The following is a 23943-nucleotide window of genomic DNA, read 5'->3' as shown; positions in this document are numbered from 1 at the left end:
CACGGCCAAAAAAAAAGCCCCTCAAAACCGAGGGGCCCAAAAAACCAGCTCAGAAACCCGAATCAGGTCATCTGAATAATGGTCTGCATAATCGTGCTCTGCGTCGAAATGGTCTTGGCGTTCGCCTGATAGTTGCTCTGGCCTTTTATCAGATCAACCAGCTCATTGGTCAGATTGACGTTCGACTCCTCCAGCGAGTTGGATTGAATGGAGCCCAGCGTGCCGGTTTCCGGAGCGTCATAACCCGGGATACCCGAAGCAAAGGTTTCCTTCCAGCTGGTGCCGCCGACAGCTTGCAGACCTTGCTCGTTAGTGAAGCTGGCCAATGCGACCTGGCCGATGGCCTTGTTCTGGTTGTTGCTGAAGTTAGCGAACAGGGTACCGGTGCCGTCGATGGTCAGGTTGGTGATCTGGCCGGTAGCGTAACCATCCTGAGTCGGGATCGTGCGTGAGGTGTCGGCGTTGTATTGGGTGGTGCTGGCCATGGAAATGGTCACGCCATTCGGGTTCGCCGCTGCGCCATTAGGCGTGAAGTTGCCATTGGTCACGGTGCCCGGCACCCAGTTTTTCAACGTGAGATCGCTGCTAATGATCGGGTTAGTCGGATCAGCCGGGTTAGGCGTGCTCACCTGAACCAGTTTGCCTGAACTGTCGAACGTCAGCGTCGAAGCCACCGGCGGCGTGGTGACAGGGTTGGTACCGGTAGCGTCCGGGTTGCGACCATCAACCAGAGTGTAGACCTTCCAGACGTTGTCGCCGGTCTTGACCATGTACTGATCCATGACGTGCGAGTTGCCCTGAGTGTCATAGATCGGCGTGCTGAAGGACTTGGTGTAAGTCTCAGGCTTGGAAGGATCGAACACGACGGCAGTGGCGCCAGTATCGATGATTTTCGGTGCCGACGAATTCAGGTTGATGCTCGAGGTCACCGCCGAAGTGGATTTCGGCGCGAGGTTCGAAGTATCGATCTTCAAATCGGTCAGCACACCGTTGATGATCTTGCCATTGGCATCCACACCGTAACCCTGCAGACGCGAGGTGTAGTCGGTATTGGTAATGAAACCTTGGTCGTCGACCTTGAACGTACCGGCACGGGTGTACGAGATCGAGCCGTTGTTGCTCATGGTGAAGAAGCCGGAACCGTTGATCCCCATGTCCAGCACGTTGCCAGTGTTGTTGATGTCACCCTGGGTGAACTGCTGGGACACATTGGCCAGGCGCACGCCGTTGCCGATCACTTTGGTACCGGTACCCAAACGAGTGGCCGAGTACACGTCTGCGAATTCTGCCCGCGAGGATTTGAAACCGGCGGTGGCGACGTTGGCGATGTTGTTGCCGGTGACGTCGAGTTGTTTGTTGGCGGCATAGAGACCGCTAAGGCCGATGTTAAAAGACATGTTCCACTCCTTCGTGCCGGGTTAGTCGGCTCTATATACCAATGGTTTGTACTTTGGACAGGGCAACGGTGCCCTTGCCGGCCAGGTTGAGCATCAGCTCGCCACCGGTCTGGCTGATCGTCACGCTGTTGACGGTCGCTGGCAGGTAGGTCGCCAGGTCGGTCGCGGTGCCGTTGATCGGTGCGTTGGCCTTGAACGTGTAAGTGCCGACCGGAACCACGGTGCCGGCGGTGTCCTTGCCGTCCCAAGTGAAACTGGCATCGCCGGCAGCGCGGCTGCCCAGGTCGATGGTGCGCACGGTCTTGCCGTCCTTGTCGGTAATGGTCACGGTGCCGCCGGCAATCGACGAAGGCACGGTGACCGAACCGGTCAGGCCTTTGCTCGGGTCATCGAGCTGCGCGGTGTTGGTCTGCACGATCACGTTGCGACCGACCAGCGACGACGCTTGCAGCGCCTGCGACGAGTTGTAGTTGCCGGCAAGGCCACTGACGGTGGAGTTCAGCGTGGTAATGCCTTCAAGGCTGCTGAACTGCGCCAGTTGCGCAACGAAAGCGCTGTTGTCCTGCGGGTCGAGCGGGTTCTGGTTTTTCAGCTGGGTGACCAGCAATTGCAGGAAAGCATCCTTGCCCAGCGCCTGGCCGCCGGTGGCACTGTTGGTCGCCGAAGCGATGCCGCCCGACGTAGTGCTGCTGGCCTTCTTCGACGAGTTGGCCAGGATGTCGTTCATGCTCAGGCTGCTGGTGGTATCCGTAACGCTCATGGCAGTCGCCCCTTATTACTGACCGAGGGTCAGTACCTTCTGCATCATGGTTTTGGCGGTGTTCATCATTTCCGCGTTGGTCTGGAACGAGCGGCTCGCGGAAATCATGTCAGCCATTTCTTCCACCACGTTGACGTTCGGGTAGTAGACGTAGCCCTTGGCGTCGGCGGCCGGATGGTTCGGCTCGTAGCGCGCTTCAAGATTGCTCTGGTCTTCGACAACGCCGAGCACCTGCACGCCCTGCCCGGCAGCGTCCTGGTTCTGGAACAGCGAATTGCTGCCGCCTGCCTGGCCGCCCTGGAACATGGTGGCGAATACCGGATGACGGGCGCGGTAGGTCTGGTCGATGCTCGACGAAACGGTTTCGGCGTTGGCGATGTTCGACGCCACGGTGTTCAGACGCGTGGTCTGCGCGCTCATGCCGCTGCCGGCAATGTTGAAAACGCTGGACAGGGACATGGATTATTCTCCGCGCAGGGCTGACACCAGCCCTTTGAATTTGCTGTTGAGCAAGGTGAAGCTGGCCTGGAAGCCGACGGCGTTTTCTGCGTAGTTCGACTGTTCCAATTGAGCGTCGACGGTGTTCTGGTCGATCGAAGGCTGCATCGGCGTGCGATACATCAGCGACTCGTCGCCATTGCCCAGCCCTTCAGCCTCGATGTGCCGGCTGTTGGTCATGTTCAGGGCAAAGTGGCCGCCGGTCTTGGTCTTCTCGGTCTGTGCTTCGAGCACTTTGGAGAAATCCAGATCCCGCGCCTTGTAGTTCGGGGTGTCGGCGTTGGCGATGTTGTTGGCCAGCACTTCGGCACGCTGGGCGCGGAAGCCCAGTGCCTTTTCGTGAATGCCCAGCGCTTTGTCGAAGCTGATGCTCATGTCGGGAACCTTCAGGTGACCGGTTTTTCGTATCTGAGCTTTAGCAAGCGCCGTGCCAAATGAACAAAGCCCCGTATTCCGGGGCTTTGCGCCAAACAGGCTAAGCGGCAATGCCAGAAAAGCGGCAACCGGTTACCGCCGGATGCCGCTTTTCTGCCGCTTGCCGTCCTTGCCAGGTCAGCGCAGATCCCTGTGGGAGCGAGCCTGCTCGCGAAGGCGGCGTGTCAGGCGCCAACTGTCTTACGGACAGACCGCTTTCGCGAGCAGGCTCGCTCCCACAGGGGGTTTGTGGTGTTCGTGGAAATAATTCGGGCATAAAAAAACGGCAGGCCTTTTGGGGCCTCCCGTTTTTTGTACTGCCGCGAACCGCTTATTTCGCCTTGTAAATAATCCCCGGGCTGCACTGAACCATCTGGTAATGATCCGGCAATCCGTTCAGCGCTTCCGAAGCGCCAAGGAACAGGTACCCACCCGGCTTCAACGTGCTGTGAATGCGCAACAGGATGTCCTTCTTCACTTCGGCAGAGAAGTAGATCAGCACGTTGCGGCAGAACACGATGTCGAACTTGCCCAGCGCTGCGTAACTGTCGAGCAGGTTGAACGAGCGGAATTCCACCCGGCTCTTGATCGGCGCCTTGACCACCCAGCGCCCCGGCCCTTTCGGGTCGAAGTAGCGTTGCAGGCGTTCCGGCGACAGACCGCGACCGATCGCCAGGCTGTCGTACTCGCCGGTCTTGCAGTTGTTGAGCATCAGGCCCGACAGATCAGTGGCAACGATCTGCACGCCCATCTTCAACTGGCCCAGGTTGCTGCGCTCGAACTCGTCGATCGACATCGACAGCGAGTACGGTTCCTGCCCCGACGAGCAGGCCGCTGACCAGATCCGCAGACGCTGGTTGGGGCTGGCCTTGATCGCTTCCGGCAGTACCTTGTTCTTCAAGACTTCAAACGGATAGGTGTCGCGAAACCACAGGGTTTCGTTGGTCGTCATGGCATCGACCACCTGCTCGCGCAAACCGCTGCGCGGCTGGGTCTGGATGCGCTGTACCAGCTCACCCAGGGACTTGATGCCTTGCTGCTCCATCAGTTTGTTGAGACGGCTCGAGACCAGATACTGCTTGTTTTCACCGAGCAGAATGCCACAGGCTTTTTCCAGGAAGACCCGGAACTGTTCGAAATCCAAATTACCCGTAGACAATGATGCCGCCTCTTAAATCGTGTTGACCGCCAGGGGCAGAAGGCCCCTAGCTGATATCTGCTGCTTTGATCCGGTCGACTACCCGGGATGCGAGGTCATCAGGACGGAATTTGGCCAGGAAGTCATCAGCACCGACTTTCTTCACCATCGCCTGATTGAATACCCCCGACAACGAAGTATGCAGGATGATATGGAGCTTTTGCATGCGTGCGTCGCCGCGGATTTCCGCCGTCAGGGTGTACCCGTCCATCTCCGGCATCTCGATGTCGGAAATCATCATCAGGAACTCTTCTTCCGGCTTCTTGCCCTCGTCGACCAGCTTGCGCAGGTAATCCAGCGCCTGCTTGCCGTCGTTCAGCGCCACCACTTCGACACCGATGGTCTGCAGACAACGGGTGACCTGCTTGCGCGCCACCGACGAGTCATCGACCGTCAGCACCCGCAGCGACAACGCCTTGGTCTGCGTCTCGACATCGACCACGCCCACCGAAATCGCTTCCGGCGTCGGCGCCACTTCGGCCAGCACCTTCTCGACGTCGATGATTTCGACCAACTGATTGTCGACCCGGGTCACAGCGGTCAGGTAGTGATCGCGACCGGTACCCTTGGGTGGCGGATGGATCTCTTCCCAGTTCATGTTGACGATGCGCTCCACCGAGCGGACCAGGAAACCCTGGGTCTTGGTGTTGTACTCCGTGATGATCACGAACGGACTGTTCTTGTCTTTCAACGCACCGGAGCCCGTTGCCATTGCCAGATCCAGGATCGGAATGGTCGCTCCCCGTATATTCGCTACCCCGCACACGACAGGACTGGATTTGGGCATCAACGTCAGGGACGGGCATTGCAACACTTCCCGTACCTTGAACACGTTGATCCCGTAGAGCTGCGGCCCGTCGAGACGGAACAGCAGCAGCTCGAGGCGATTCTGCCCTACCAGTTGCGTGCGCTGGTTCACCGAATCCATTACACCAGCCATGCCCAGACTCCTACACCAACGCCAAGTGTTGTTGCGACGCACATTCATTGCTAAACGGCACGGCGCTTGCTTTTTAACTCGTATGAACGCTCAAACGACATTTTCCCGACGCCTGACATCCTCCCTTCGCAAAGGGCTTTGCGCGGTGTCCGCCGTTTGCTGCTTGCTTGCTGGCAGTCCTGCCCATGCAGATGCGGTTACCTTGCCTGATATGCTTATCGGCGTGACTCAGGGCTTTCTTGAATTCACCGTAGAAGACTATTTGGCTTCCAGTCAAACCGAAGGCCGCTACGAAATCGAAGTCAACCAGCTCGACCCGCGCATGCGCATGCCAATGTGCGACAAGGAATTGACAGCCACGCTGGAGAGCCCGGCACGCCCGCTGGGCCGCGTCACGGTGAAGGTTCGCTGCGAAGGCAGTTCGCCCTGGACGGTGTTCGTACCCGCTCAAGTCCGCCTGTTTCGCGAGATCGTGACGACCACTCGTCCGCTGAAACGCGCCGGCATTATCGAGCCGCAGGATGTGACCTTGCGCGAGCGCGACGTCAGTACGATCAACCAGGGTTTCCTGACCTCGGTCGACGAAGCGATCGGGCAGAAACTTACCCGACCAACGGTCGCCGATCAGGTCATCACTCTGGTGCATCTGGAACAGGCCGAAGTGGTGCGCAAGGGTGACCAGGTGGTGATCACTGCGCGCAGCGGCACCCTTGCCGTACGCATGCCGGGCGAAGCGCTCTCCAATGGCGGCATGAAAGAACAGATTCGAGTAAAAAACCTTAATTCTCAAAGAGTTATCAAGGCGCAGGTGATTGCGCCGGGACAGGTCGAAGTGGCCATGTAAAAGCCTCGTGGAGAAAACTGGCGCCGATCCCGTCGCTTCCCTAAACTGTGCCGCAGCAGGTCTCGCAACGGCGCATGCAAGCTTATGGTTGATTGGGCCTAAAGTTTTTCAGGGGATAGCCGAAAACATGGCAAGCGTCCAAATTCCCAGAGGTTTTTTATCATGGTTATCGATTTCAACCGATTGAACAGTTCCTCGTCACTAACCGGCAGCACACGTACCAGCAACGCCAAGGAAAGCGCTGAAAACAGCCCCTCCGCGCCGCTGAATACCCAGGCCGAACAGGCCAATGTCGCCAAAAGCGGGGAGTCGGTACACCTCAGCAATGAGGCTCAACAGTTGCAGAAGGTCACTGACAAGCTGCGCGATCAGCCTGCTGTCGACAAAGCCCGAGTGGCCGAGTTGAAAGCCGCGATTGCCGATGGCAGCTATAAAGTCGACAGCAACCGTGTAGCCAGCAAACTGCTCAACTTCGAAGCCCAGCGCTAGGCTTTTGCCGGCGCCAGGCTTTTGGACGCTTAAACCCCAAGGCCAGCCATGCACGACACTAACTTATTGCAACTGATCAACGACGACTTTGCTCCAGCGCAACAATTGCTGGAGTTATTGCAAACCGAATCCCTCGCTTTGCATGGTCGCGACATGCCGTTGCTGGAAGAAATTCTGGCGACCAAGCAAGCGTTGATCATTCTGCTCGAGCAGCATGGCCGCAAGCGCAGCGAAATCCTCGCCAGCCTCAACCTGCCGACCGACCGCACAGGTCTTGAGCAACTGGCCAGCCAGTCGAGCATTGGCGACCAGTTGCTGACCCAGGGCGATGCCCTGACCGCGCTGATCGCCCAATGCCAGGCGGCCAACATCAAGAACGGCCAGTCGATCCAGATCCAGCAGGCGACCACGGCCAACCAGCTGAAGATCCTCACCGGCGGTGAGCCGCCAGCGCTGTACGACGCCAGCGGGACCTTTGCCAAACCGGTCAAGCCGCGAACGCTCAGCCAGGCATGAGCCATTCGCTGGCCCTGCACTATCCACTTGCGCAACATGCTGGCAAAATACTGGCCAGTCGTAGTCTTATTTTGTCTGGAGATTAAAGAACCGTGTCCAACACCCTAAGCGCGGATGATGCTCCGCAGCCTCCGAAGGTGCTCACCACGCCACTGGAAATCTCCAGCAACCTGCGCCAGCTGCAAGACAGCCATGATCCGCTGATCATCACCTTCCATGAACGCAGCCAGCGTTTTCAGAGTTACCTGATCAAGGTCGACCGCGAAACCGCAACGATCGCGCTGGACGAAATGATCCCGCGCGATGGCGAGCGCTTCCTGCAAGCGGGCGAACCGTTCAAGGTCGAAGGCTTTCATGACGGCGTGCGGATTGCCTGGGAATGCAACGGCACGCTGAACATCGAAGAATCCGACGGTGATCGCTTCTACACCGGCGACCTGCCGACTGAAGTGGTTTACCACCAGCGCCGTAACGCCTTCCGCGCTGCGTTGAAGCTCACCGATCTGGTCAGCGTTGAACTGGGCGGCGAAAAGCTCAAGACGCCGTTGCACGGCAAGCTGCTGGATATCTCCGCCACTGGCTGCAAATTCCGCTTCGAAGGCGACATCACTGATCGCCTGCAACTGGGCCAGGTCTACGATCGCCTGATCGCCCCGCCGCTGTTCGGCAACCAGCCAACATCGGTCGAACTGCGCTACCTGCACTTCGAAGAAAAACTCAACATCACCTTCGCCGGTCTGCGCTTCCACAACATCAGTGGCCAGGCTGCGCGCAACGTCGAGCGTTTCGTTTACCAGTTGCAGCGTGAAGCACGGCGTTTCGACAAAGACGATCTCTGAGTCGCAGTGACCAATAAAAAGGGCAGTCCCGCACAGGACTGCCCTTTTTTATGCGCCGATGTTTACCTTCGACTCAGGGCCTGCCACCGCTGATATCCGGCGCAGGCTTGTCTTCATTGCCGCTGTCCAGTTCGGTTTCAACGACTGCTTCCGGCTGCGCTTCGGGCTCAGGCTCAGGCTCAGGAGTGACCGGCGCCGGGTCTTGGACCATCTGCTCCTGCACCACCTGCTCATCGACACGCGGGTCAAGCGCCGCCACCAGCGGCGAGCTCGACATGCTGTCCGGCATTGCCACGTGGTGCAGCGGTGCGTCGTCGACCTGGTGCAGGTTGGTCACCGCTTTCGGACGAATCCGCCAGACCAGCACCAGCGCGAAGAAACTGAAGAACGCATACAGGCTCTGACTGCCGAGAAACTTCATCAGCACACCCGCCAGCAGCGGCCCGATGCTCGCGCCAACACCGTAAGTCACCAGCAACATGGCGGTCAGTGACACGCGGCGATCGCCTTCGACGTGGTCGTTGGAAAACGCCACCGCCAGCGGATACAGGCAGAACTGCACCAGCGAACAGAAGAAACCAACGACGAACAACACCTCCAGCGGCACCTGCGGCATGATCGCCAACGGCAACGCCGCCACGGCCAGAAACCCGGCAAAGCAGCGGATCAGCAGCGCGCGGTCATAACGGTCGGACAACCAGCCCAACGGCCACTGCACCAGCAGACCAGCAAAAATGCAGCTACCCATGAACAGACCGACCTGCTCGGTCGACAGCCCCTGTTGCGAGGCATACAGCGGCGCCAGACCGTAGAACGAACCGATGATCAGACCGGCGCCGAGCACCGTGCTCAGCGATTGCGGCACACGCTTGATAAAGAAGCGCGGCTCCATCGGCGCGGGGTGCAGAGGCGCCGGGTGAATCCGTCGGGTCAGCGTCACCGGCACCAGACACAGGGCAAAGCACAGCGCCACCAGCATCAGCAGTTCCAGGCCGAGGCCGGGGTGCATGACCAGAATCAGCTGGCCCAGCACCAGGCCCAGATAAGAGGCGATCATGTAACCGCTGAACACCAGTCCACGCTGATTGGCGTCGGCCTGCTCGTTGAGCCAGCTCTCGATGACCATGTACTGACACATCATGCCCAGACCGACGATCGTCCGCAGCACCAGCCACGCCGGCAGCCAGTCCACCAGACCATGGCCGAGCACCGCCGCGCCGACGATCCCGGCACACGCCGAGTAGGCACGGATATGCCCGACCCGGGCAATCAGGCGATGGCCGATCTTGCCGCCCAGCACCAGACCGAAATAGTTGGCCGCCATCAGCGCACCGACCCACAGCCCGTCGACGTTGTCGGCAGCCAGACGCAAAGCCAGATAAGTAGAAAGAAGGCCTGAGCCGATCAACATCATCAGCGAGGCGAAATACAGCGCTCGAAAGGATTTCCAGATTTGGCGCATCGGCGTTCCGAGCGGCTCCTTGCAGTAAATACCGGGCGGTCAGAACGACAGCCCGGCAACAGCGATACGTCAGGCCTGGGCGGCCAGCACACGGCGCTCCCAGGGAGTGATTTCATCAAAGAAGCTGGTCAACTCCATGGTCTTCGAAGCGATGTAGCCTTCGATGAACTCCGACCCGAACAGTTCCCTCGCCAACTGGCTACGTTTCAGACGCTCCAGCGCGGCGTGCAAGGTACACGGCAAGGCCAGATTATCCGGCACGGCGAACTCACCCTGGATTGCCGCGCTCGGCTCCAGTTCCTGTTCGATGCCGTGCAAACCCGCAGCCAGACTGGCGGCGATCGCCAGATAAGGGTTGGCGTCGGCGCCCGGCAAACGGTTTTCGACCCGACGTGCGACCGGCGAGCTGGCGGGAATACGCAAGCCGGCGGCGCGATTGTCATGGGACCAGCAGGCATTGTTCGGCGACGCGTACGGATGACACAGGCGCTGATAGGAATTCACGTTGGGCGCAAACAGTGCGGTGAAATCGGCGAGGCCTGCCTGTTGTCCGCCGATGAAGTGGCGGAACATCGACGTCGGCTCGCCGTTCGAGTCAGTGAAGACATTCTTGCCGCTGCCGATCTCAACGATGCTCTGGTGAATATGCATCGAACTGCCCGGCGTGTGCGCCAGCGGTTTGGCCATGCACACCACGCTCAGGCCATGCTTGAGCGCGACCTCCTTGAGCAGGTGCTTGAACAGGAACGTCTGATCGGCCAGCAGCAGCGGGTCGCCGTGCAGCAGATTGATCTCGAACTGGCTGACGCCCATTTCATGCATGAAGGTGTCGCGTGGCAGGCCGAGGGCGGCCATGCATTTATACACTTCGCTGAAGAACGGCCGCAGACCGTTGTTGGAACTGACGCTGAACGCCGACTGGCCATCCTCGCGACGGCCGTCGAGGCCTACCGGCGGACGGAACGGCTGAGTCGGATCGGTGTTCGGTGCGAAGACAAAAAATTCCAGTTCGGTCGCCACAACAGGCGCCAGACCGTGCGCGGCGTAACGGGCGATGACCGCTTTGAGCTGGCCACGGGTCGAGAGACTTGAGCTCCCCCCGCTCAGTTCGTCGGCGTCGCAAATCGCCATGGCGCGCGGCTCGTCGCTCCAGGGCAAACGGTGAATCTGCGCAGGATCGGCGACCAGCGCCAGATCGCCGTCATCGCTGCCGTAGAACCGCGCCGGCGGATAGCCGCCCATGATGCATTGCAGCAGCACACCCCGCGCCAACTGCAAACGCCGCCCCTCGAGGAAACCCTCGGCGGTCATCACCTTGCCCCGTGGCACACCGTTCAGATCCGGGGTGACACATTCAATCTCATCAATGCCGGTCAATCGCTGCGCGAGTGAACCCTGGCCATCGGTTGTCATGACGCAATCCTTGTTGTTGTGCGAGCCGCGAACGGCGACCCGGACAAAATAGGCTGCGGCTGTTCGGAATATCAAGCAGCGCCCACAAAAATCCCGATCTTGTGCAGGAGCCGTAGGAGCTGACGAGTGCAACGAGGCTGCGATCTTTTGATCTTGCTTTTTAAAATCAAAAGATCGCAGCCTTCGGCAGCTCCTACACCAGACCTCAGGGCAAGTAGAGGCTGAACACCCCACCACCCAACGGCCCGCCATTGCTGATTTCGGTGCGCCCTTCCACGCCGTTGCGCTGGTGCAGCGCGGCGATGCGATTGGCGAAATACAGACCCAGCCCGGTGCTGCCGCTGCTGTGATTGATGCCCTGCACATAATCGGCCTGACGCTCGAGCATCTCTGCTGGATAGCCGTCGCCGTCGTCGTTGATGCTCAATACCAGTTGCCCGGCTTCATCACTGACAGTAATCAGCAGCGACTCGCGGGCGTAACGGATCGCATTGTTGATGCAGTTACCAAGCACCGAGGCGATCAGCTCGCGATCGAAGAAACCCAGCGGGCTCAACGGATCGACTTCATAGGTGGCGATGATGCCGCGACTGGCAAACACTTCCTGATGCGCGGCCAGTTGCGCCTCGATGAAATCGTCGAGTTCGTGATAGGCCGGCTGTAGCGGCAACTGGTTGACGCCGAGTTTGTACAGCCCGAGCAACTGCACCAGCATGCCGTTGAGGTGGGCGAACTCGAAGTCGATCACGCCCTGCTCCGAGCCGTCGCGCAGCTCTTTCGGCAGACGCGCGAGCCATTGGCTGTGCGCCTGCATCAGCATGGCCAGGGAGTTCTTCATGTCGTGGACGGTGGAGGCAATCACCGTGGAAAAATCCAGCGCCGGATCAATTGGGTTCATTCGCCAAACGCCTTGCTTTTCAGCTTCTGATAACGCGCAAACCGCGCGTCGGTGTCGGGCATCAGGCCCACCAGTTTCAGGCAGGCCCGACATTCTTCCAGCTCCGCCGACGGCACACTGGTGTCGGTGCCGTGCAGCAGCGACTGGGCCAGGTTCAGCGCGATACTGATGTTTTTCGGTTGCAGCTTGAGCGCCTTGCGGAACACCTCGCGGGCCTCGACCAGATTGCCGGTCTTGTACACGCGCACGCCCTGGCGGTTGAGATCGGCCGCAGCGTTGCTCGAGCTGAGAATGGTCGGATCGTCGGTGAGTTTGGCGATGTCTTTCATCACCGCCGGGTCATCACCGTAAATCTCCGCGCAGCTCTTGAGCATCGAAGTGCCCGCCTCGGCCTGACCGAGCATCTGCAACTGCTTGGCCACCAGCAACGCCGCCTCGGGGCTCATGAATTGCTCCATGCCATCGAGGCGCATCAGTGCTTGTTCGGTGAGCTTGTCGGCGGTTTCGGCGTCGTTGAGCAACAGGCTGGTGGCCTTCATCAGCCGCGCGCGAATTTGCAGGCCGGGATCGCTCGGGTTCTCCTTGGCCACGGCACTGAGGGTGGTGTTGATCTCCAGCCGCGTGCGCGTGTCGAGGCCGCGATCGCTGCCCTTGCTGATCAGCGCATGAGCCAGGCCGAGATTGCTTTCCGGGTCCTTGAAACGCGACTGCGCGCCCTGCGCCACGGCCTGACGATAAGCCCGCGAGGCGGTTTCGAAATCTTCGTTGGCCATCGCCAGTTTGCCGAGCAAAGCCTGACGGCGCACCGCCAGCGGCGACAGCCGGATCGCTTCTTCCAGCACCCGCTGCGCGCCTTTGCTGTCGCCTTCGGCCACCAGCACATCAGCCATGCCGTCATACAGCGCCGGCATCATCGGGAACACTTTCAAGGCCTTTTCATAGACCTCTTTGGCCTGCGAGACCTGCCCGCGTTTGAACAGCAACTTGCCCAATCCAGCGAAGGCCCACGGCAACGGACGGTCGGCAATGATGCCGTCGTAGAGTCGCTCCAGCGCTTCGTTCTGATTCATGTCGCGCAGCGCATCGGCGCGGTAGCGCAGGCACAGCGGCGAATAGCGGATGTCCTGTTTGCACAGGGCAATACAGGCATTGAGCACCTCGACCGGCTTACCGCGATCAAGGGCCTGCAGAATCGGTTTGAGCAACGTCTTGCGTTGCTCCAGACGCTCAAGGCGCTGGGCCAGTCCGGAACGATTGAACGGTTTGGTCAGGTAGGCATCCGGCTCGTGCTCCAGCGCACTGAGCACCATCGCCTGACTGGTCTCGGCGGTGACCATGACGAAAACGGCTTCGTGGCTGATGAGCTTTTCCGACATCAGGTCTTCGAGCACCTGCTGGCCGTTCTTCTTGCCGTCGCCGAGGTGGAAGTCCTGAAGAATGAAATCGTAGGACTTCTGCGAGCACATCTTCAGCGCCTGCTCGCCAGTGTCGGCAGTATCGACATCCTTGACGCCGAGCTCACGCAACATCGAACGCACGGAACTGCGGAAATCGGAAAAATCATCGACGATCAGAAAGCTTTTTTGGTGATACGACGACATCGAAGATTTCCAGGCAATTGAAGAAAACGAACCGAGGCGATTTCAGGCGCGCAGATGATAGCCGGAGGCCATGCGCCATCAAGCGATTTCGCTGGAGTCTGAACTCACCGTTCGGGTTATCGGCCAAAAATGCCCGGGCCTGAGGGTGGTGCTTCAAGAATGTTGCCTGGAGTATTACTCTGCGCGCCTGCTCAAGGATTTGCATAAGGACTGAATCGTGTACATCAAGGGACGCTACATCATGTCAGCGTGTTTGCTTGTTTTTATCCAGCAAGCGACAGCGGCGGCGATGGATTGCAAAAAAGCGGCGAACGACGTGGAAAACACGATTTGCGCGAATACATCGCTGTATGAGCTAGACGCGCAGATGGGCACGCTGTATCGCCAACTGATGACAACTGCCACAGCGACGCAACCTGAGCTCAAGCGCACCCAGCGCGCCTGGCTAAAAACCCGCAATGCCTGCGCAGTCGATGTCGCTTGCCTGGATGGCAGCTACCGCCAGCGCCTGCAAGCATTGCAGGCACAGTGGACGCAAGCCGCAATGTGGCAGCCGGACGCCGTGGATCTTCAGGCGATGAACGATCTGCAGGAAAGCATTCGTGCCGAGAGCAAAAACCACCCGGAATTTGCGCTGGAACATGCCTTGGCCGCACGGGCTTTCGAGTCTTCGCAGACATCGTTCGCGGGCGATCCAGTCGACAGTTACGGCGAGCAAACCAACTTCCCCAAGTCGCGTCCCAAAGGCGTGAGCGAGGATGAGTGGCAAGCATTGAAAGCCTCAAGCATCGGAGGCGCCGCCGAGACCGGACGGACTTCTTACGCACTGCTGGATCTGGACAATGATGGCCAGCGCGACCTTATCGTCGACACATACGCAGGCGGCACCGGCTTGTTCACCTACGTGGAAACCTGGCGCCGCACGGGCGAGCGGTTCGTCAAAAGATCGGTCGAGCCGGAAAGCTCGCTGTTCTACACCAACGACCGTGGCGCTAATCAGGCAATCAGCTGGATCAGGCTTCACGACAGAATTTATGCCGCTTACCGAAACGGCGCCTATGGTGTCGATAATCTGTACCTGCTCAATCCGCTGAAGATCAACCGTCAGGTACCGACGGTGTCCGTGCGTTACGCTTACTCCCTGCAAGTGCCAACCACGCAACATACGGAAGACGGCACCAGCACCTATGAGCTCGAAGCGGATTTGCGCGCGGCACTCGACCACGCCATCACTCAGGCAATGAAAGTCGCATCGGGCTCAAACCCTGACGCGCCCCTTTGCCCCATTCCTCCGACGGGCGCCGGCGAAGACGATTACTACAGCTACGGTCCAGGGCACTACACCATCGAAAAGATCGCCGATTTGCCGGTAATGATCGGCGGCGAATGCTACATCGGGGCGCTGATTGACTGGTTCGGCAGTTACAGCGAAAAGACTGGGTTATTCGCCCAACTGGCCGTGCGCAAGCCGGGCGTAGAGGCCAGCGGGACTACCTACGAAGTCTTCGGCCGTCGGCATGTAACCGAGGTCAGTGGGAGCTTTGGCAAAGTCGAAATCAACGACGACTGACCACCGATCATCACGCCGGCAAATTAATCGGCACGGTTGCCAATCACCGGATGTCAAAAACACAGGCAGCACATTTGTCCTTCAAAAGTGCAGGCAGATTCGCAAATGAGGTTTATTCTGCTCAATTGCCTGCGCCCCCGGACGTCCGCGATACGCTTGTAACGCCACAAAAAAAGGCCGAAGTGATGACCTCGAAAACCCCTGCCTCGCCCTCTGCGCCCGAACGCAAGGACCTGACCCCCAGCCACCTGAATTTCCCGGTGGTGGGCATCGGCGCCTCGGCGGGCGGCCTGCAAGCAATCAAGCTGTTTTTCGAGCATATGCCGAAGGACAGCGGCATGGCGTTCGTGATCATTTTGCACCTGTCGCCCGATCACCAGAGCATCGCCGACCAGATCATTCAGGAATCGACGCGCATGCCGGTGTTGCAAGTGACGCAGCCGGTGCTGATCGAAAAGAACTGCGTGTACGTGATTTCTCCGGCGCACTCGCTGACGATGAATGACGGCTACCTGCGCGTCAGCCCCGCTGGCTCACCGCAAGCGCGCCACACTGCCATCGACCTGTTCTTCCGCGATCTGGCCGATGTGCATCGCGAGCGGGCTTTTTGCCTGGTGCTTTCAGGCACCGGTTCCGATGGTGCGGTGGGCTTGTCGCGAATCAAGGAACAGGGTGGCGTGACGCTGGTACAAGTGCCGGAAGACGCCGAGTTCGACGGCATGCCGCGCGCCGCCATCGAGACGCGCATGGTCGATCTGATACTGCCAGTGGTCGAGATGCCGCAGAAACTGATGGAGCTGTGGCGCAACTCTCAGAACATCAAATTACCCAGCGCCAATGATCCCGACTTGAAAGCCTTGAAGCCTGCAAACGAACACGAAGCGTCGATCGCCGAACAACGCCTGCATGAAATCCTGTTGTACCTGCGCAGCAGCACCGGCCATGATTTCAAACACTACAAGCGCGCCACCGTGCTGCGCCGCATCGAGCGGCGCATGCAGGTCACCAGCCAGTCTGACCTCGGCGCCTATTACGACTACCTGCAAAATACCCCGGAAGAATCCAAGGCCCTGCTCGGCGACATGCTGATCGGCGTGACCAACTTCTTCCGTGACCGCGAAGCCTTCGAAGCCCTTGAGCGCGATGTGCTGCCGCAACTGGTGCAATCGGTTGCCGACTCGTCGGAAAAAGAAGAACTGCGCGTCTGGTCTGCCGGCTGCTCGACCGGCGAAGAAGCCTACAGCTTGGCAATCCTGCTCGATGATCAGATGCAGGTACAAAGCAGCAAGGCCAACCTGCAAGTGTTCGCCACCGATATCGACGAACGCGCGATCACCACTGGCCGCGCCGGCACCTATCCGCAAGCCATCGTCACCGACGTACCGCCAACACGCCTTCGGCATTATTTCGTCAAAGACGATGACCACTACCGGATCCGCAAGGAAATCCGCGAGAAAGTGCTGTTCGCCAAGCACAGCCTGTTGTCCGATCCGCCGTTCTCGCAGATCGACCTGATCGTTTGCCGCAATCTGCTGATTTACCTGGATCGCGAGGTGCAGCGGGAAATCCTGCAGATGTTCCACTTCGCCCTGCGACCGGGTGGTTTCCTGTTTCTCGGCACTTCGGAAAGCGCCGATGCCTGCCATGAACTTTTCGCGCCAGTGGACAAGCGCAACCGCATCTTCCGCGCCAAGACCGGTACCGCGAACAGCCGCCGCACCCCGACCATGCCACGTGGCGGTTACATGCGCACCAGCGTTTCCCGACCGCCATCGAAAGCCATCGAGCCCGTCAAGCTCTCGTTTGCCGATATCCACCGCCGCGCCATAGAACGCTTCGCCCCGCCGAGCATCATCGTCGACACCAACGCCGATATCCTTCACATGAGCGAAGCCGCCGGGCGCTTCCTGCGGCATGTCGGCGGCGAGCTGTCACGCAACTTGCTGACGCTGATCCTGCCGGAACTGCGCCTGGAAATCCGCACGACGCTGTTCCAGGTGCAGCAAAGCAACCTCACCGTGCGCTCGCGTGAAGTGCTGCTCAAGCGCGAGGAGCGTCAGTACCGCATCACGCTGATTGCGCAGCCATACAAGGACGACGACTTCGACAGCGAGTGCGTGCTGGTGACCTTCGATGAAACGGAGATCGACGCGCACGAGCAGGCGCTGACCACGGTGCTGCAGACTGAAAGCCAAGTGCTCTCGAATCTGGAACGTGAGCTGCAACGCACCAAATTGCATTTGCAGGACACCATCGAACAGTCGGAAATCTCCAGCGAAGAGCTCAAGGCTTCCAACGAGGAGATGCAGGCGATCAACGAAGAACTGCGCTCGGCCACCGAAGAGCTCGAGACCAGCAAGGAAGAGTTGCAGTCAATCAATGAGGAGCTGTTGACGGTCAATTACGAACTGAAGACCAAAGTCGAAGAAACCGACAAGATCAACGATTATCTGACCAATCTGATCGCTTCTACTGACATTGCTACGGTGTTCGTCGATCGCAGCATGCGTATCAAATGGTTCACGCCGCGCGCCACCGATATCTTCAGCATGCTGCCGGTAGACACCGGCCGTTCACTGCTGGATATCACCCATCGCCTGAATTACCCGGCGATGACCGAGGACGCGGCGCAAGTGTTCGAATCGCTGAACATGATCGAACGCGAGGTCAACAGTACCGATAACCGCTGGTACATCGCCCGCTTGCTGCCTTATCGCTCCAGCGAAGACCACATCGACGGCACCGTGTTGACCTTCATCGACATCAGCAAACGCCGCGAAGCCGAGGAAGAGCTGCGCCTGGGCGAAGAACGCATGCGTCTGGTCGCTGAGAGTACGCGTGACTACGCGATTATCATCCTCGATGAAATGGGTGCGATCACCAGTTGGAACAAAGGCGCTGAACTGATCTTTGGCCACAGCAAAAACGAGGCCGAAGGTCAGTACTACGATTTCATCTTCACAGCCGAAGACCGTGCTGCCGGCATGGCTGAAAGTGAACTGTCCACGGCTCGTCAGCACGGGCGCTCGGAGGATGAGCGCTGGCATGTGCGCAAGGATGGCAGCCGTTTCTTCTGCAGCGGCGAGGTCACCCGGCTCAGCGGCGACCGCTTGCAAGGCTATGTGAAAATCGCCCGCGACCTGACCGGGCACAAGCGCCAGCAGGATGAACAGAGCAAGGAACTGGCGCAGACGCGCAATACTGTGTCCCTGCGTGATGAGTTCTTCGCGGTCATGTCCCACGAACTCAAGCACCCGCTCAACCTGATTCAGCTCAACGCCGAACTGTTGCGCCGTTTGCCAATGATCCGCACCGCCGGACCGGCGACCAAAGCGGTCAACACCATTTGCGATGCAGTGAACAGTCAGGCGCGGATCATCGACGACCTGCTTGATGTAGCACGGGTACGCACCGGCAAGCTCAAACTGCAATTGGCGCGTGTCGATCTGAGCGCGGTTCTGCGTGACATCCACACGGTAGTGCTCAATGAGCAGCACGCCACGCGCATCGACCTGCAATTGCCTGAGGTACCGTTGATCATTCATGCCGACCCGACCCGGGTCGAGCAGATCATCTGGAATCTGGTCAACAATGCCTTGAAGTTCACGCCACCGAGCGGGCGCATTGAGTTGATCGCCAGCAAGAGCGGGAAAATGGCGCAACTGGACGTCAAGGATAACGGCGTCGGCATCGCTGCGGAAAACCTCGAACACGTCTTCGATCTGTTCGGCCAGGCGGAAAAACAGCACACCAACCATCAACGTGAAGGCTTGGGCATCGGCCTTTCACTGGTGCGGCAACTGACCGAAGCCCAGCACGGCACGGTGAAGGTTGCTTCGCCGGGGCTGGGCGCCGGTTGTACCTTTACCGTTCGCCTGCCGCTGTCGACTGATGTCGAAGAAACCGCTGCAACAGCCGAGGTTGAACCGGTTTCCGGCAAGCTCGATGGCTTGAGCATTCTGCTGGTCGACGATTCTCCGGAAGTGTTGGAGACCTTGAAGCTGCTGCTGGAGATGGAAGACGCCGACGTAACGGCCTTCGACCATCCCGTGGCAGCGCTCAAAGCCGCTGAGAGCACGCGCTACGATCTGATCATCTCAGACCTCGGCATGCCGGTCATGACCGGCTATGAACTGATGGCTGCCCTGCGCAAGCTGCCGCTGGTGAAAAACGTACCAGCGATCGCCCTCACCGGGTATGGCACTCAGAGCGACATGCAAAAGTCCCGGGAGGCCGGGTTCGATCAGCATCTGGGCAAACCGGTGGCGTACGACGACCTGATTGAAACCATCGAGGCGTTGCGCCGTTCGGAGTTGCTGTAGAGCTCGCCAGCGCTCCAACGCAAAAAGCCCCGCCGCACGAGCAAGTGCGACGGGGCTTTTTGTTTTTTGAAGAGGTGGTGTCCCAGGCGGGGTTCGAACCTGCAACCTTCCCCTTAGGAGGGGCAATTCTGCACCCGGCCCGCTTGAGCCAGCTCCGTAAATCAAGGGCTTTTCGTCCGGTTGCGTCCGTGAAAACGGCCCCGTATAGTTCTTTTTGCACCCACTCTGCACCCATGGGAACAAATTGAAAGAGAAGATAACGGCCAAGCTGCTTGCCGGCCTGCAGGTCACCGGCCGGGAGTATGAGGTTCACGATACCATCATCACCGGGCTATTCGTGCGAGTGACGGCTGCGGGAGCGAAGTCCTATGTGGTGACTTGGGCGCGCGGCCGCAAGAAGACTTTGGGCCGAGTAGGCATCCTCACGCTCGACCAAGCTCGCCAGGAGGCAACGCAGTACCTCGCCGACGCGAGGAAGCACGGCGAGCCGCTGGCCGTCACCCAAGGAAGGAAAGGCTCAGCACTGCCCTCCCTGCGTCGGTTCATCGACGACACCTATATGCCCTGGTTCAAGACGCACCACAAAGGGCACGAGAAAACACTGCATACGCTCCACAACAACTTCGAGGCCATCATGGATCAACGTCTCGACGCGATCACCGGCCGCGACCTGGACCAGATCCGCACCGGATGGATGCAGTCGGGCAACAAAGCTTCAACGGTCAACCGCAAAATGGGCTCCATTAGCGGCGTATTTAGTAGGGCCGTTGAATGGGAGTACATCAGCGTCCATCCGATGGACAAGCTCAAGGCGCTCAAAGTTGACTCCATGGGGCTGGTCCGTTATCTGGACGCCGATGAGAACAAGCGCCTGCGTGAGGCGCTGGATGCACGCCAAGATGAAGCACGGATCGAACGAGAGACCGCCAACAAGTGGCGGGCTGACCGCGGCCAGGAGTTGTTCCCCAGCCTGCTCGAAGCGCCCTTCACAGATCACTTAAAGCCAATGGTACTGGTGTCGCTGAATACCGGAATGAGGCGCGGCGAGTTGTTCGACCTCAAATGGTCGGAGGTGAACTTCCAAGCGAAGACGATCACCGCCGCCGGCGCCACTACTAAAACGAGCGATACGCGGCATATCCCAATGAACAAGGAAACCTTCGGCGTGCTGGAGGACTGGAAAAAGCAGTCCGGGAAGTCCCGGTACGTTTTCCCGAGTCAGGCCGGCGGCCGCTTAGATGATGTGAAAAGCGCTTGGCTCAATCTGCTAGAGCGCGCCAAAATCGTAAGCTTTCGCTGGCATGATATGCGGCACGACTTCGCGTCACGCCTTGTAATGGCTGGCGTACCGCTCAATACGGTACGGGATCTACTCGGGCACTCCGATATCAAGATGACGCTTCGGTATGCCCATCTGGCGCCTGGCACCAAAGCAGCTGCAGTGGAGCTGATTTAGTACGGAGGCACAAAAGGTGAAACGGTCCGGTTATCACGGCTATCCACGACGTGCTCCGTCAGCTCACTCCAGAAGTTTCTTATCATCGCCTTATCAAGGCGGCCCACGCCGTCAATCTTCCAGTCCGTTACTAGCGTCGAAGAAGGCTTTTCTCGAAACACGGGAGAAATCTTGATCGTTTCCCACAGCCGCTGCTCCTCATAAGTCAGGAGTGAAGGCAGGCGGAAGCACGTATTTATGAATAGTTCGCTTTCGTCTGTAGACCATATTTCGGAAAAAATCACCCCGAGCGAATAGTTGTGCGTTTCCCCATCGTCAAAATATGGGGCGTCCAAGTCAAAAGCGATCCCTTCGATAGCCGCTTCAACCACGCCGGTGATGGACTGCCTGCGAATCCGCGAGATGAGCTCAATCATCATTTTCACCTTGGGGTCAAGACGGAGCGTCAACGTCTCCGTCTTTCGCGCACCTTGGCTTGGCTTGTTCTTGGCCATCGCTTACACCTATCAAATATGGGTAGCCCAATCCTACCTTTTGCGTCCACCGAAGTCCATGCACTCATATTCAGCCTGTGATTGCAGTTGACGTGCATCACATACAGCAATATTCTTTCGATGGACCTATGCCGTGTCGGCAGAGGATTTGGAGATGCCTCATGGAACAAGCAAATCAATTAAGTCCGCTTTCGGTCAGCGTCGAAGATGCGGCGCGGATTGTCGGGTATTCGCGCTCTGGTGTTTATGAGCTGATCGCCTCTGGGGACCTGAAGGCGTTCAAGCTTGGGCGCCGCCGGCTGATCCTCATGACGGAGCTTAAGGCGTGGGTTGAGCGTGCCGCGAAGGATGGTGCTCGGTGAGAGCTGGGCCTGAGAAGGCCTCAAAAGGGGTTGTCGAACCGGTGCTACCAACACCGGCCCGACGCATCACATCAGAATGCTTGGAGAAGCCAAAGATGGGACCGGATGATTCTACTTCCTGCCGCGCCGTCGGCGCCACCACCGCCGCGGTAGGCGATCCGCCGCCAGATGGTCACACCGCCGAGGCTCAGGCCCTGAGAATGATTCAGGCGCTCAGGGTTGGCCCGGTATCCTCGATCGCCGCCGCTCAGCAGTTGGATATTGTTCACCCTCCATCCACCATCCGCCATCTGAGAAAACTCGGCTGGGGGATTCTCACCAGATGGTGCTATCAGGCAGCAGCCCCTGGCCGCCGTCCTCATCGAGTCGGCCTGTACGTCCTCGTCGAAGAAAACCAATAATCGATGCAAGGGGATGTCCTCAAAACTGAGGGGATCCCCTGCGCCTGCCTGTGAGCTGCCGAATGGCGATCAAAAGAAAGGGGTTCAAGCCCAAGGCTAAACCGTTTGCCATGATGCTGTGGCAAATGGGGCAGTCTGCCCCCTATCGCGCGCTGAGCTTCACCGCCAGGGGGGTGCTGATGGAGCTGCAAATGCAGTACAACGGCAGCAACAATGGGGATCTGTCGGCCACCAGGACAATGGCAAAAGAATGGGGTGTCAGCTCTCCCAACATACTGCAAAAAGCGCTGACCGATCTGCTCAATGGTGGTTGGATCATCCAGACTCGAACCAGCTACTTCTCCCGCCATGGATCGCGGTGCGCGCTGTACGCCCTTTCTTGGTACGCAATTGATGAGTGCCCGGGAAAGGATCTTGAGGTGGCCCCGACCAACACGCCGCCGAGAACCGTGCGAGATCTGACAAATTCGAATTGATCCTGTATTGATTCAATACACGTAGCGGTATTGATTCAATACACGTAGAAAAAATGAATGTACCGTTCTGTCTGGCTACGTTCAGAAACTCGTTCATCGTGTATTGATTCAATACCACTAAATCAATTCTTCCTGTATCGAATCAATACACCCTTATAGATATCTACCATACCAGCCGTTGATTCATGTGCGAGCTGACAGGTCCTACCTCGCTCCCACAGCAAAAGGCACCACCCCTTGCAGGGTAGTGCCGTCGATACAACGAAAGTTTCGTAGTTGCTCAGTCGGTCTCCGCAGGCATGAATGGCTGAGCACCTTCACGCAGTGCACGAAGGCCGACCATCGCGGCCAGAGCTACATGCTCGATAAAGCCAATTTCAAGGCAGGTATAGCGCCCGCCCATCCCCACAAGCGCGAACCGGATCGCGTCGAACGCTTCAGTTTCGTCATGGGTCGCCAGGTCGCGCACTTCGCACTCAAAGAAGTCGATACCCTTCTGCCAATCGGCCGCCACGCCGGGATTGTTCATTGGCCAGTTTACGAGGCGACCGGCATCATCGCGCTGAGTGAAGCTCAGGTCGTCTCGCGTTCGAACAGAACCATTCATTGCATATCCCCCTTGCCGACCACGCCGTGAGACTCACCCAAGTGACGATGCTTCCAGCAGAAGTTGCCGCTGAACCGGCGAACCTGCTCACAGTGCCGGTCAAGGGCTTCGCCAAGGGCAGTTTCGTAGCCACCCACCATGGGAATGATGATGTGGCGGACGATCTGCTCGAGGCGGTCGTGCTCGATCCTGGCGAAGTTCATATAGGCCATCGCCTGAGCGCTAAGCACGGCCTCAGGGAGGACTTCGCCCTCGATGGTGTAGGGCTGCAGACTCATTGCACACCCCCTACGCAGATCCCGCGAAATGGCGCCGCGCCGGGCAAAACCTTAACGCTGATATCGCCGAGGATCTTCAATGGTGCCAACTGGGTAAGCTTGATTTTCGCCGGCAGCACCATGGTGGTGATGATCTGGCCGTGCGCATCCAAAATTTGGATGGTATTCTGTTTAAATTGCATGACGTGTACCTTCAAGTGTCGTCGTGTGATCGCCTTCCCGGTGTTAGCGCACCGGGTTGGCACCTCTTTTTAATCGGCTAAATTCTCAGCCGGTTACTGCTTACCCTTCTCTTTGACTTCCAGCCCCGCCACCAGAAGCGCGCGGATTGCTGCCGTCCTGTTTACCTCGACCCCTGTATCACCGGTGACGCGCTTTGCGTATGCGTCGACGCGCTCGATCAATTCCTGGGGCAGTCTCATCGTTACGGTTGGTGTGTTTGCCATGGGAGCCTCATCTCGTCTTGATAGGCTCAGTGTAAGACACTGTCTTACATAGATCAACAGAGGGATGGAAAATAATTGCAGCCCCCAAAAGTGGGGAAAGATGCGCTCAAAACTGAGCACATCACAGATGCGCGGACTTTTGCTCACATCTGCCGGGCTTGCCGACACTTTCGCGAGAAGGTCGTAAAAGGCTGGGAGGTTTACTCCAATGGCGGAAACCTCGATGCGCCACCAATGGTGGAACACCAAGACTTCCACCAGC

General features: G+C 58.6%; 25 protein-coding genes. 10 read left to right on the top strand and 15 right to left on the bottom strand.

From position 1 onward, the window contains the following. Positions 1-62: 62 nt before the first annotated feature. From flgE to KVG85_RS01085, 6 genes are all read right to left on the bottom strand, one after another. Entirely contained in the window at positions 63-1397 is a 1335-nt protein-coding gene (gene flgE, locus KVG85_RS01110) for a flagellar hook protein FlgE (protein WP_125926494.1), read from the bottom strand. 31 nt (positions 1398-1428) lie between these two features. Then, a complete protein-coding gene (gene flgD / locus KVG85_RS01105; protein ID WP_016773615.1) occupies positions 1429-2157 on the bottom strand; it encodes a flagellar hook assembly protein FlgD in 729 nt (242 codons plus the stop codon). A gap of 15 nt (positions 2158-2172) precedes the next feature. After that, positions 2173-2616 (bottom strand): flagellar basal body rod protein FlgC, encoded by a 444-nt coding sequence (flgC, locus tag KVG85_RS01100; RefSeq protein WP_016773614.1) that lies wholly within the window; start codon positions 2614-2616, stop codon positions 2173-2175. 3 nt (positions 2617-2619) lie between these two features. Beyond that, entirely contained in the window at positions 2620-3030 is a 411-nt protein-coding gene (flgB, locus tag KVG85_RS01095) for a flagellar basal body rod protein FlgB (protein ID WP_016773613.1), read from the bottom strand. A gap of 370 nt (positions 3031-3400) precedes the next feature. Beyond that, positions 3401-4228: a protein-glutamate O-methyltransferase CheR gene (gene cheR / locus KVG85_RS01090; RefSeq protein WP_016773612.1), complete on the bottom strand. Its 828-nt coding sequence runs from the start codon at positions 4226-4228 to the stop codon at positions 3401-3403. 46 nt (positions 4229-4274) lie between these two features. Further along, positions 4275-5207: a chemotaxis protein CheV gene (locus KVG85_RS01085; protein WP_016773611.1), complete on the bottom strand. Its 933-nt coding sequence runs from the start codon at positions 5205-5207 to the stop codon at positions 4275-4277. 82 nt (positions 5208-5289) lie between these two features. On the opposite strand from KVG85_RS01085, the gene flgA reads away from it, so the two are divergent. The 4 genes from flgA (at position 5290) to KVG85_RS01065 (ending at position 7895) form a co-directional block, all read left to right on the top strand. Further along, complete coding sequence (gene flgA, locus KVG85_RS01080) at positions 5290-6051, top strand: flagellar basal body P-ring formation chaperone FlgA (protein ID WP_073472167.1); 762 nt, start codon at positions 5290-5292, stop codon at positions 6049-6051. Positions 6052-6213: 162 nt separating this feature from the next. Then, on the top strand, positions 6214-6540 hold the full coding sequence (gene flgM, locus KVG85_RS01075; protein WP_016773609.1) for a flagellar biosynthesis anti-sigma factor FlgM: 327 nt from the start codon (positions 6214-6216) through the stop codon (positions 6538-6540). A gap of 48 nt (positions 6541-6588) precedes the next feature. Continuing rightward, on the top strand, positions 6589-7056 hold the full coding sequence (locus KVG85_RS01070) for a flagella synthesis protein FlgN (RefSeq protein WP_016773608.1): 468 nt from the start codon (positions 6589-6591) through the stop codon (positions 7054-7056). A 92-nt stretch (positions 7057-7148) separates the two neighbouring features. Continuing rightward, positions 7149-7895: a flagellar brake protein gene (locus KVG85_RS01065; RefSeq protein ID WP_217862775.1), complete on the top strand. Its 747-nt coding sequence runs from the start codon at positions 7149-7151 to the stop codon at positions 7893-7895. Positions 7896-7968: 73 nt separating this feature from the next. Here KVG85_RS01065 and KVG85_RS01060 read toward each other — a convergent pair whose 3' ends face one another. From KVG85_RS01060 to KVG85_RS01045, 4 genes are all read right to left on the bottom strand, one after another. After that, positions 7969-9357, bottom strand: coding sequence for an MFS transporter (locus KVG85_RS01060; RefSeq protein ID WP_217862774.1), 1389 nt, complete (start codon positions 9355-9357; stop codon positions 7969-7971). A 69-nt stretch (positions 9358-9426) separates the two neighbouring features. Next, positions 9427-10668 carry a glutamine synthetase family protein gene (locus KVG85_RS01055; RefSeq protein WP_172834031.1) on the bottom strand — a complete coding sequence of 414 codons (1242 nt, stop codon included), beginning with the start codon at positions 10666-10668 and terminating at the stop codon, positions 9427-9429. Between the two features lie 307 nt (positions 10669-10975). Further along, positions 10976-11668 carry a sensor histidine kinase gene (locus tag KVG85_RS01050; RefSeq protein ID WP_016773604.1) on the bottom strand — a complete coding sequence of 231 codons (693 nt, stop codon included), beginning with the start codon at positions 11666-11668 and terminating at the stop codon, positions 10976-10978. Continuing rightward, the gene (locus KVG85_RS01045; RefSeq protein ID WP_016773603.1) at positions 11665-13269 is read right to left on the bottom strand and encodes a tetratricopeptide repeat-containing response regulator; all 1605 of its coding nucleotides are present in this window, start codon (positions 13267-13269) and stop codon (positions 11665-11667) included. The genes KVG85_RS01050 and KVG85_RS01045 overlap by 4 nt, the downstream gene beginning before the upstream one ends. 217 nt (positions 13270-13486) lie before the next feature. Between KVG85_RS01045 and KVG85_RS01040 the strand changes: the two genes are divergently transcribed. The 3 genes from KVG85_RS01040 to KVG85_RS01030 all read left to right on the top strand — a co-directional run bounded on the left by KVG85_RS01040 (position 13487) and on the right by KVG85_RS01030 (position 20617). After that, positions 13487-14839, top strand: a complete 1353-nt coding sequence (locus KVG85_RS01040; RefSeq protein WP_217862773.1) for a lysozyme inhibitor LprI family protein — start codon at positions 13487-13489, stop codon at positions 14837-14839. 185 nt (positions 14840-15024) lie between these two features. Then, positions 15025-19161 (top strand): CheR family methyltransferase, encoded by a 4137-nt coding sequence (locus KVG85_RS01035; protein ID WP_217862772.1) that lies wholly within the window; start codon positions 15025-15027, stop codon positions 19159-19161. Between the two features lie 244 nt (positions 19162-19405). Beyond that, entirely contained in the window at positions 19406-20617 is a 1212-nt protein-coding gene (locus KVG85_RS01030; protein ID WP_217862771.1) for a site-specific integrase, read from the top strand. On the opposite strand, the gene KVG85_RS01025 is transcribed toward KVG85_RS01030, so the two are convergent. Next, a complete protein-coding gene (locus tag KVG85_RS01025; RefSeq protein WP_217862770.1) occupies positions 20614-21111 on the bottom strand; it encodes a hypothetical protein in 498 nt (165 codons plus the stop codon). The genes KVG85_RS01030 and KVG85_RS01025 overlap by 4 nt on opposite strands. A 161-nt stretch (positions 21112-21272) precedes the next feature. Here KVG85_RS01025 and KVG85_RS01020 point away from each other — a divergent pair, with 161 nt between their 5' ends. The 3 genes from KVG85_RS01020 (at position 21273) to KVG85_RS01010 (ending at position 22350) form a co-directional block, all read left to right on the top strand. Further along, the gene (locus KVG85_RS01020; RefSeq protein ID WP_217862769.1) at positions 21273-21473 is read left to right on the top strand and encodes a helix-turn-helix domain-containing protein; all 201 of its coding nucleotides are present in this window, start codon (positions 21273-21275) and stop codon (positions 21471-21473) included. Positions 21474-21568: 95 nt separating this feature from the next. Continuing rightward, positions 21569-21874, top strand: a complete 306-nt coding sequence (locus tag KVG85_RS01015; RefSeq protein ID WP_225926616.1) for a helix-turn-helix domain-containing protein — start codon at positions 21569-21571, stop codon at positions 21872-21874. Between the two features lie 62 nt (positions 21875-21936). Next, entirely contained in the window at positions 21937-22350 is a 414-nt protein-coding gene (locus KVG85_RS01010) for a hypothetical protein (RefSeq protein WP_217862768.1), read from the top strand. 280 nt (positions 22351-22630) lie between these two features. Here the strand turns inward: KVG85_RS01010 and KVG85_RS01005 are convergent, their stop codons facing one another. The 4 genes from KVG85_RS01005 to KVG85_RS25875 all read right to left on the bottom strand — a co-directional run bounded on the left by KVG85_RS01005 (position 22631) and on the right by KVG85_RS25875 (position 23927). Next, on the bottom strand, positions 22631-22957 hold the full coding sequence (locus KVG85_RS01005) for a hypothetical protein (RefSeq protein WP_217862767.1): 327 nt from the start codon (positions 22955-22957) through the stop codon (positions 22631-22633). Beyond that, complete coding sequence (locus KVG85_RS01000; protein ID WP_217862766.1) at positions 22954-23235, bottom strand: hypothetical protein; 282 nt, start codon at positions 23233-23235, stop codon at positions 22954-22956. The genes KVG85_RS01005 and KVG85_RS01000 overlap by 4 nt, the downstream gene beginning before the upstream one ends. Then, positions 23232-23417: a hypothetical protein gene (locus KVG85_RS00995; RefSeq protein ID WP_217862765.1), complete on the bottom strand. Its 186-nt coding sequence runs from the start codon at positions 23415-23417 to the stop codon at positions 23232-23234. Before KVG85_RS00995 ends, KVG85_RS01000 begins: the two co-directional genes overlap by 4 nt. Before the next feature lie 93 nt (positions 23418-23510). Further along, positions 23511-23927 carry a ribbon-helix-helix domain-containing protein gene (locus KVG85_RS25875; protein ID WP_225926615.1) on the bottom strand — a complete coding sequence of 139 codons (417 nt, stop codon included), beginning with the start codon at positions 23925-23927 and terminating at the stop codon, positions 23511-23513. Positions 23928-23943: the final 16 nt, after the last annotated feature.

The sequence above is a fragment of the Pseudomonas triticicola genome (genome assembly GCF_019145375.1).
Lineage (GTDB): Bacteria > Pseudomonadota > Gammaproteobacteria > Pseudomonadales > Pseudomonadaceae > Aquipseudomonas > Aquipseudomonas triticicola.
Note: the sequence above shows the minus strand (reverse complement) of the source record. Positions and strands in the feature narration are given on the sequence as shown.

Bases quoted from the DNA above. Each gene is read 5' to 3' on its own strand.
- flgE (WP_125926494.1), bottom strand. From the start codon at position 1,397: ATGTCTTTTAACATCGGCCTTAGCGGTCTCTATGCCGCCAACAAACAA.
- flgD (WP_016773615.1), bottom strand. From the start codon at position 2,157: ATGAGCGTTACGGATACCACCAGCAGCCTGAGCATGAACGACATCCTG.
- flgC (WP_016773614.1), bottom strand. From the start codon at position 2,616: ATGTCCCTGTCCAGCGTTTTCAACATTGCCGGCAGCGGCATGAGCGCG.
- flgB (WP_016773613.1), bottom strand. From the start codon at position 3,030: ATGAGCATCAGCTTCGACAAAGCGCTGGGCATTCACGAAAAGGCACTG.
- KVG85_RS01085 (WP_016773611.1), bottom strand. From the start codon at position 5,207: ATGGCTGGTGTAATGGATTCGGTGAACCAGCGCACGCAACTGGTAGGG.
- flgA (WP_073472167.1), top strand. From the start codon at position 5,290: ATGAACGCTCAAACGACATTTTCCCGACGCCTGACATCCTCCCTTCGC.
- flgM (WP_016773609.1), top strand. From the start codon at position 6,214: ATGGTTATCGATTTCAACCGATTGAACAGTTCCTCGTCACTAACCGGC.
- KVG85_RS01070 (WP_016773608.1), top strand. From the start codon at position 6,589: ATGCACGACACTAACTTATTGCAACTGATCAACGACGACTTTGCTCCA.
- KVG85_RS01060 (WP_217862774.1), bottom strand. From the start codon at position 9,357: ATGCGCCAAATCTGGAAATCCTTTCGAGCGCTGTATTTCGCCTCGCTG.
- KVG85_RS01055 (WP_172834031.1), bottom strand. From the start codon at position 10,668: ATGACCGCCGAGGGTTTCCTCGAGGGGCGGCGTTTGCAGTTGGCGCGG.
- KVG85_RS01050 (WP_016773604.1), bottom strand. From the start codon at position 11,668: ATGAACCCAATTGATCCGGCGCTGGATTTTTCCACGGTGATTGCCTCC.
- KVG85_RS01045 (WP_016773603.1), bottom strand. From the start codon at position 13,269: ATGTCGTCGTATCACCAAAAAAGCTTTCTGATCGTCGATGATTTTTCC.
- KVG85_RS01035 (WP_217862772.1), top strand. From the start codon at position 15,025: ATGACCTCGAAAACCCCTGCCTCGCCCTCTGCGCCCGAACGCAAGGAC.
- KVG85_RS01025 (WP_217862770.1), bottom strand. From the start codon at position 21,111: ATGGCCAAGAACAAGCCAAGCCAAGGTGCGCGAAAGACGGAGACGTTG.
- KVG85_RS01020 (WP_217862769.1), top strand. From the start codon at position 21,273: ATGGAACAAGCAAATCAATTAAGTCCGCTTTCGGTCAGCGTCGAAGAT.
- KVG85_RS01015 (WP_225926616.1), top strand. From the start codon at position 21,569: ATGGGACCGGATGATTCTACTTCCTGCCGCGCCGTCGGCGCCACCACC.
- KVG85_RS01010 (WP_217862768.1), top strand. From the start codon at position 21,937: ATGGCGATCAAAAGAAAGGGGTTCAAGCCCAAGGCTAAACCGTTTGCC.
- KVG85_RS01005 (WP_217862767.1), bottom strand. From the start codon at position 22,957: ATGAATGGTTCTGTTCGAACGCGAGACGACCTGAGCTTCACTCAGCGC.
- KVG85_RS01000 (WP_217862766.1), bottom strand. From the start codon at position 23,235: ATGAGTCTGCAGCCCTACACCATCGAGGGCGAAGTCCTCCCTGAGGCC.
- KVG85_RS00995 (WP_217862765.1), bottom strand. From the start codon at position 23,417: ATGCAATTTAAACAGAATACCATCCAAATTTTGGATGCGCACGGCCAG.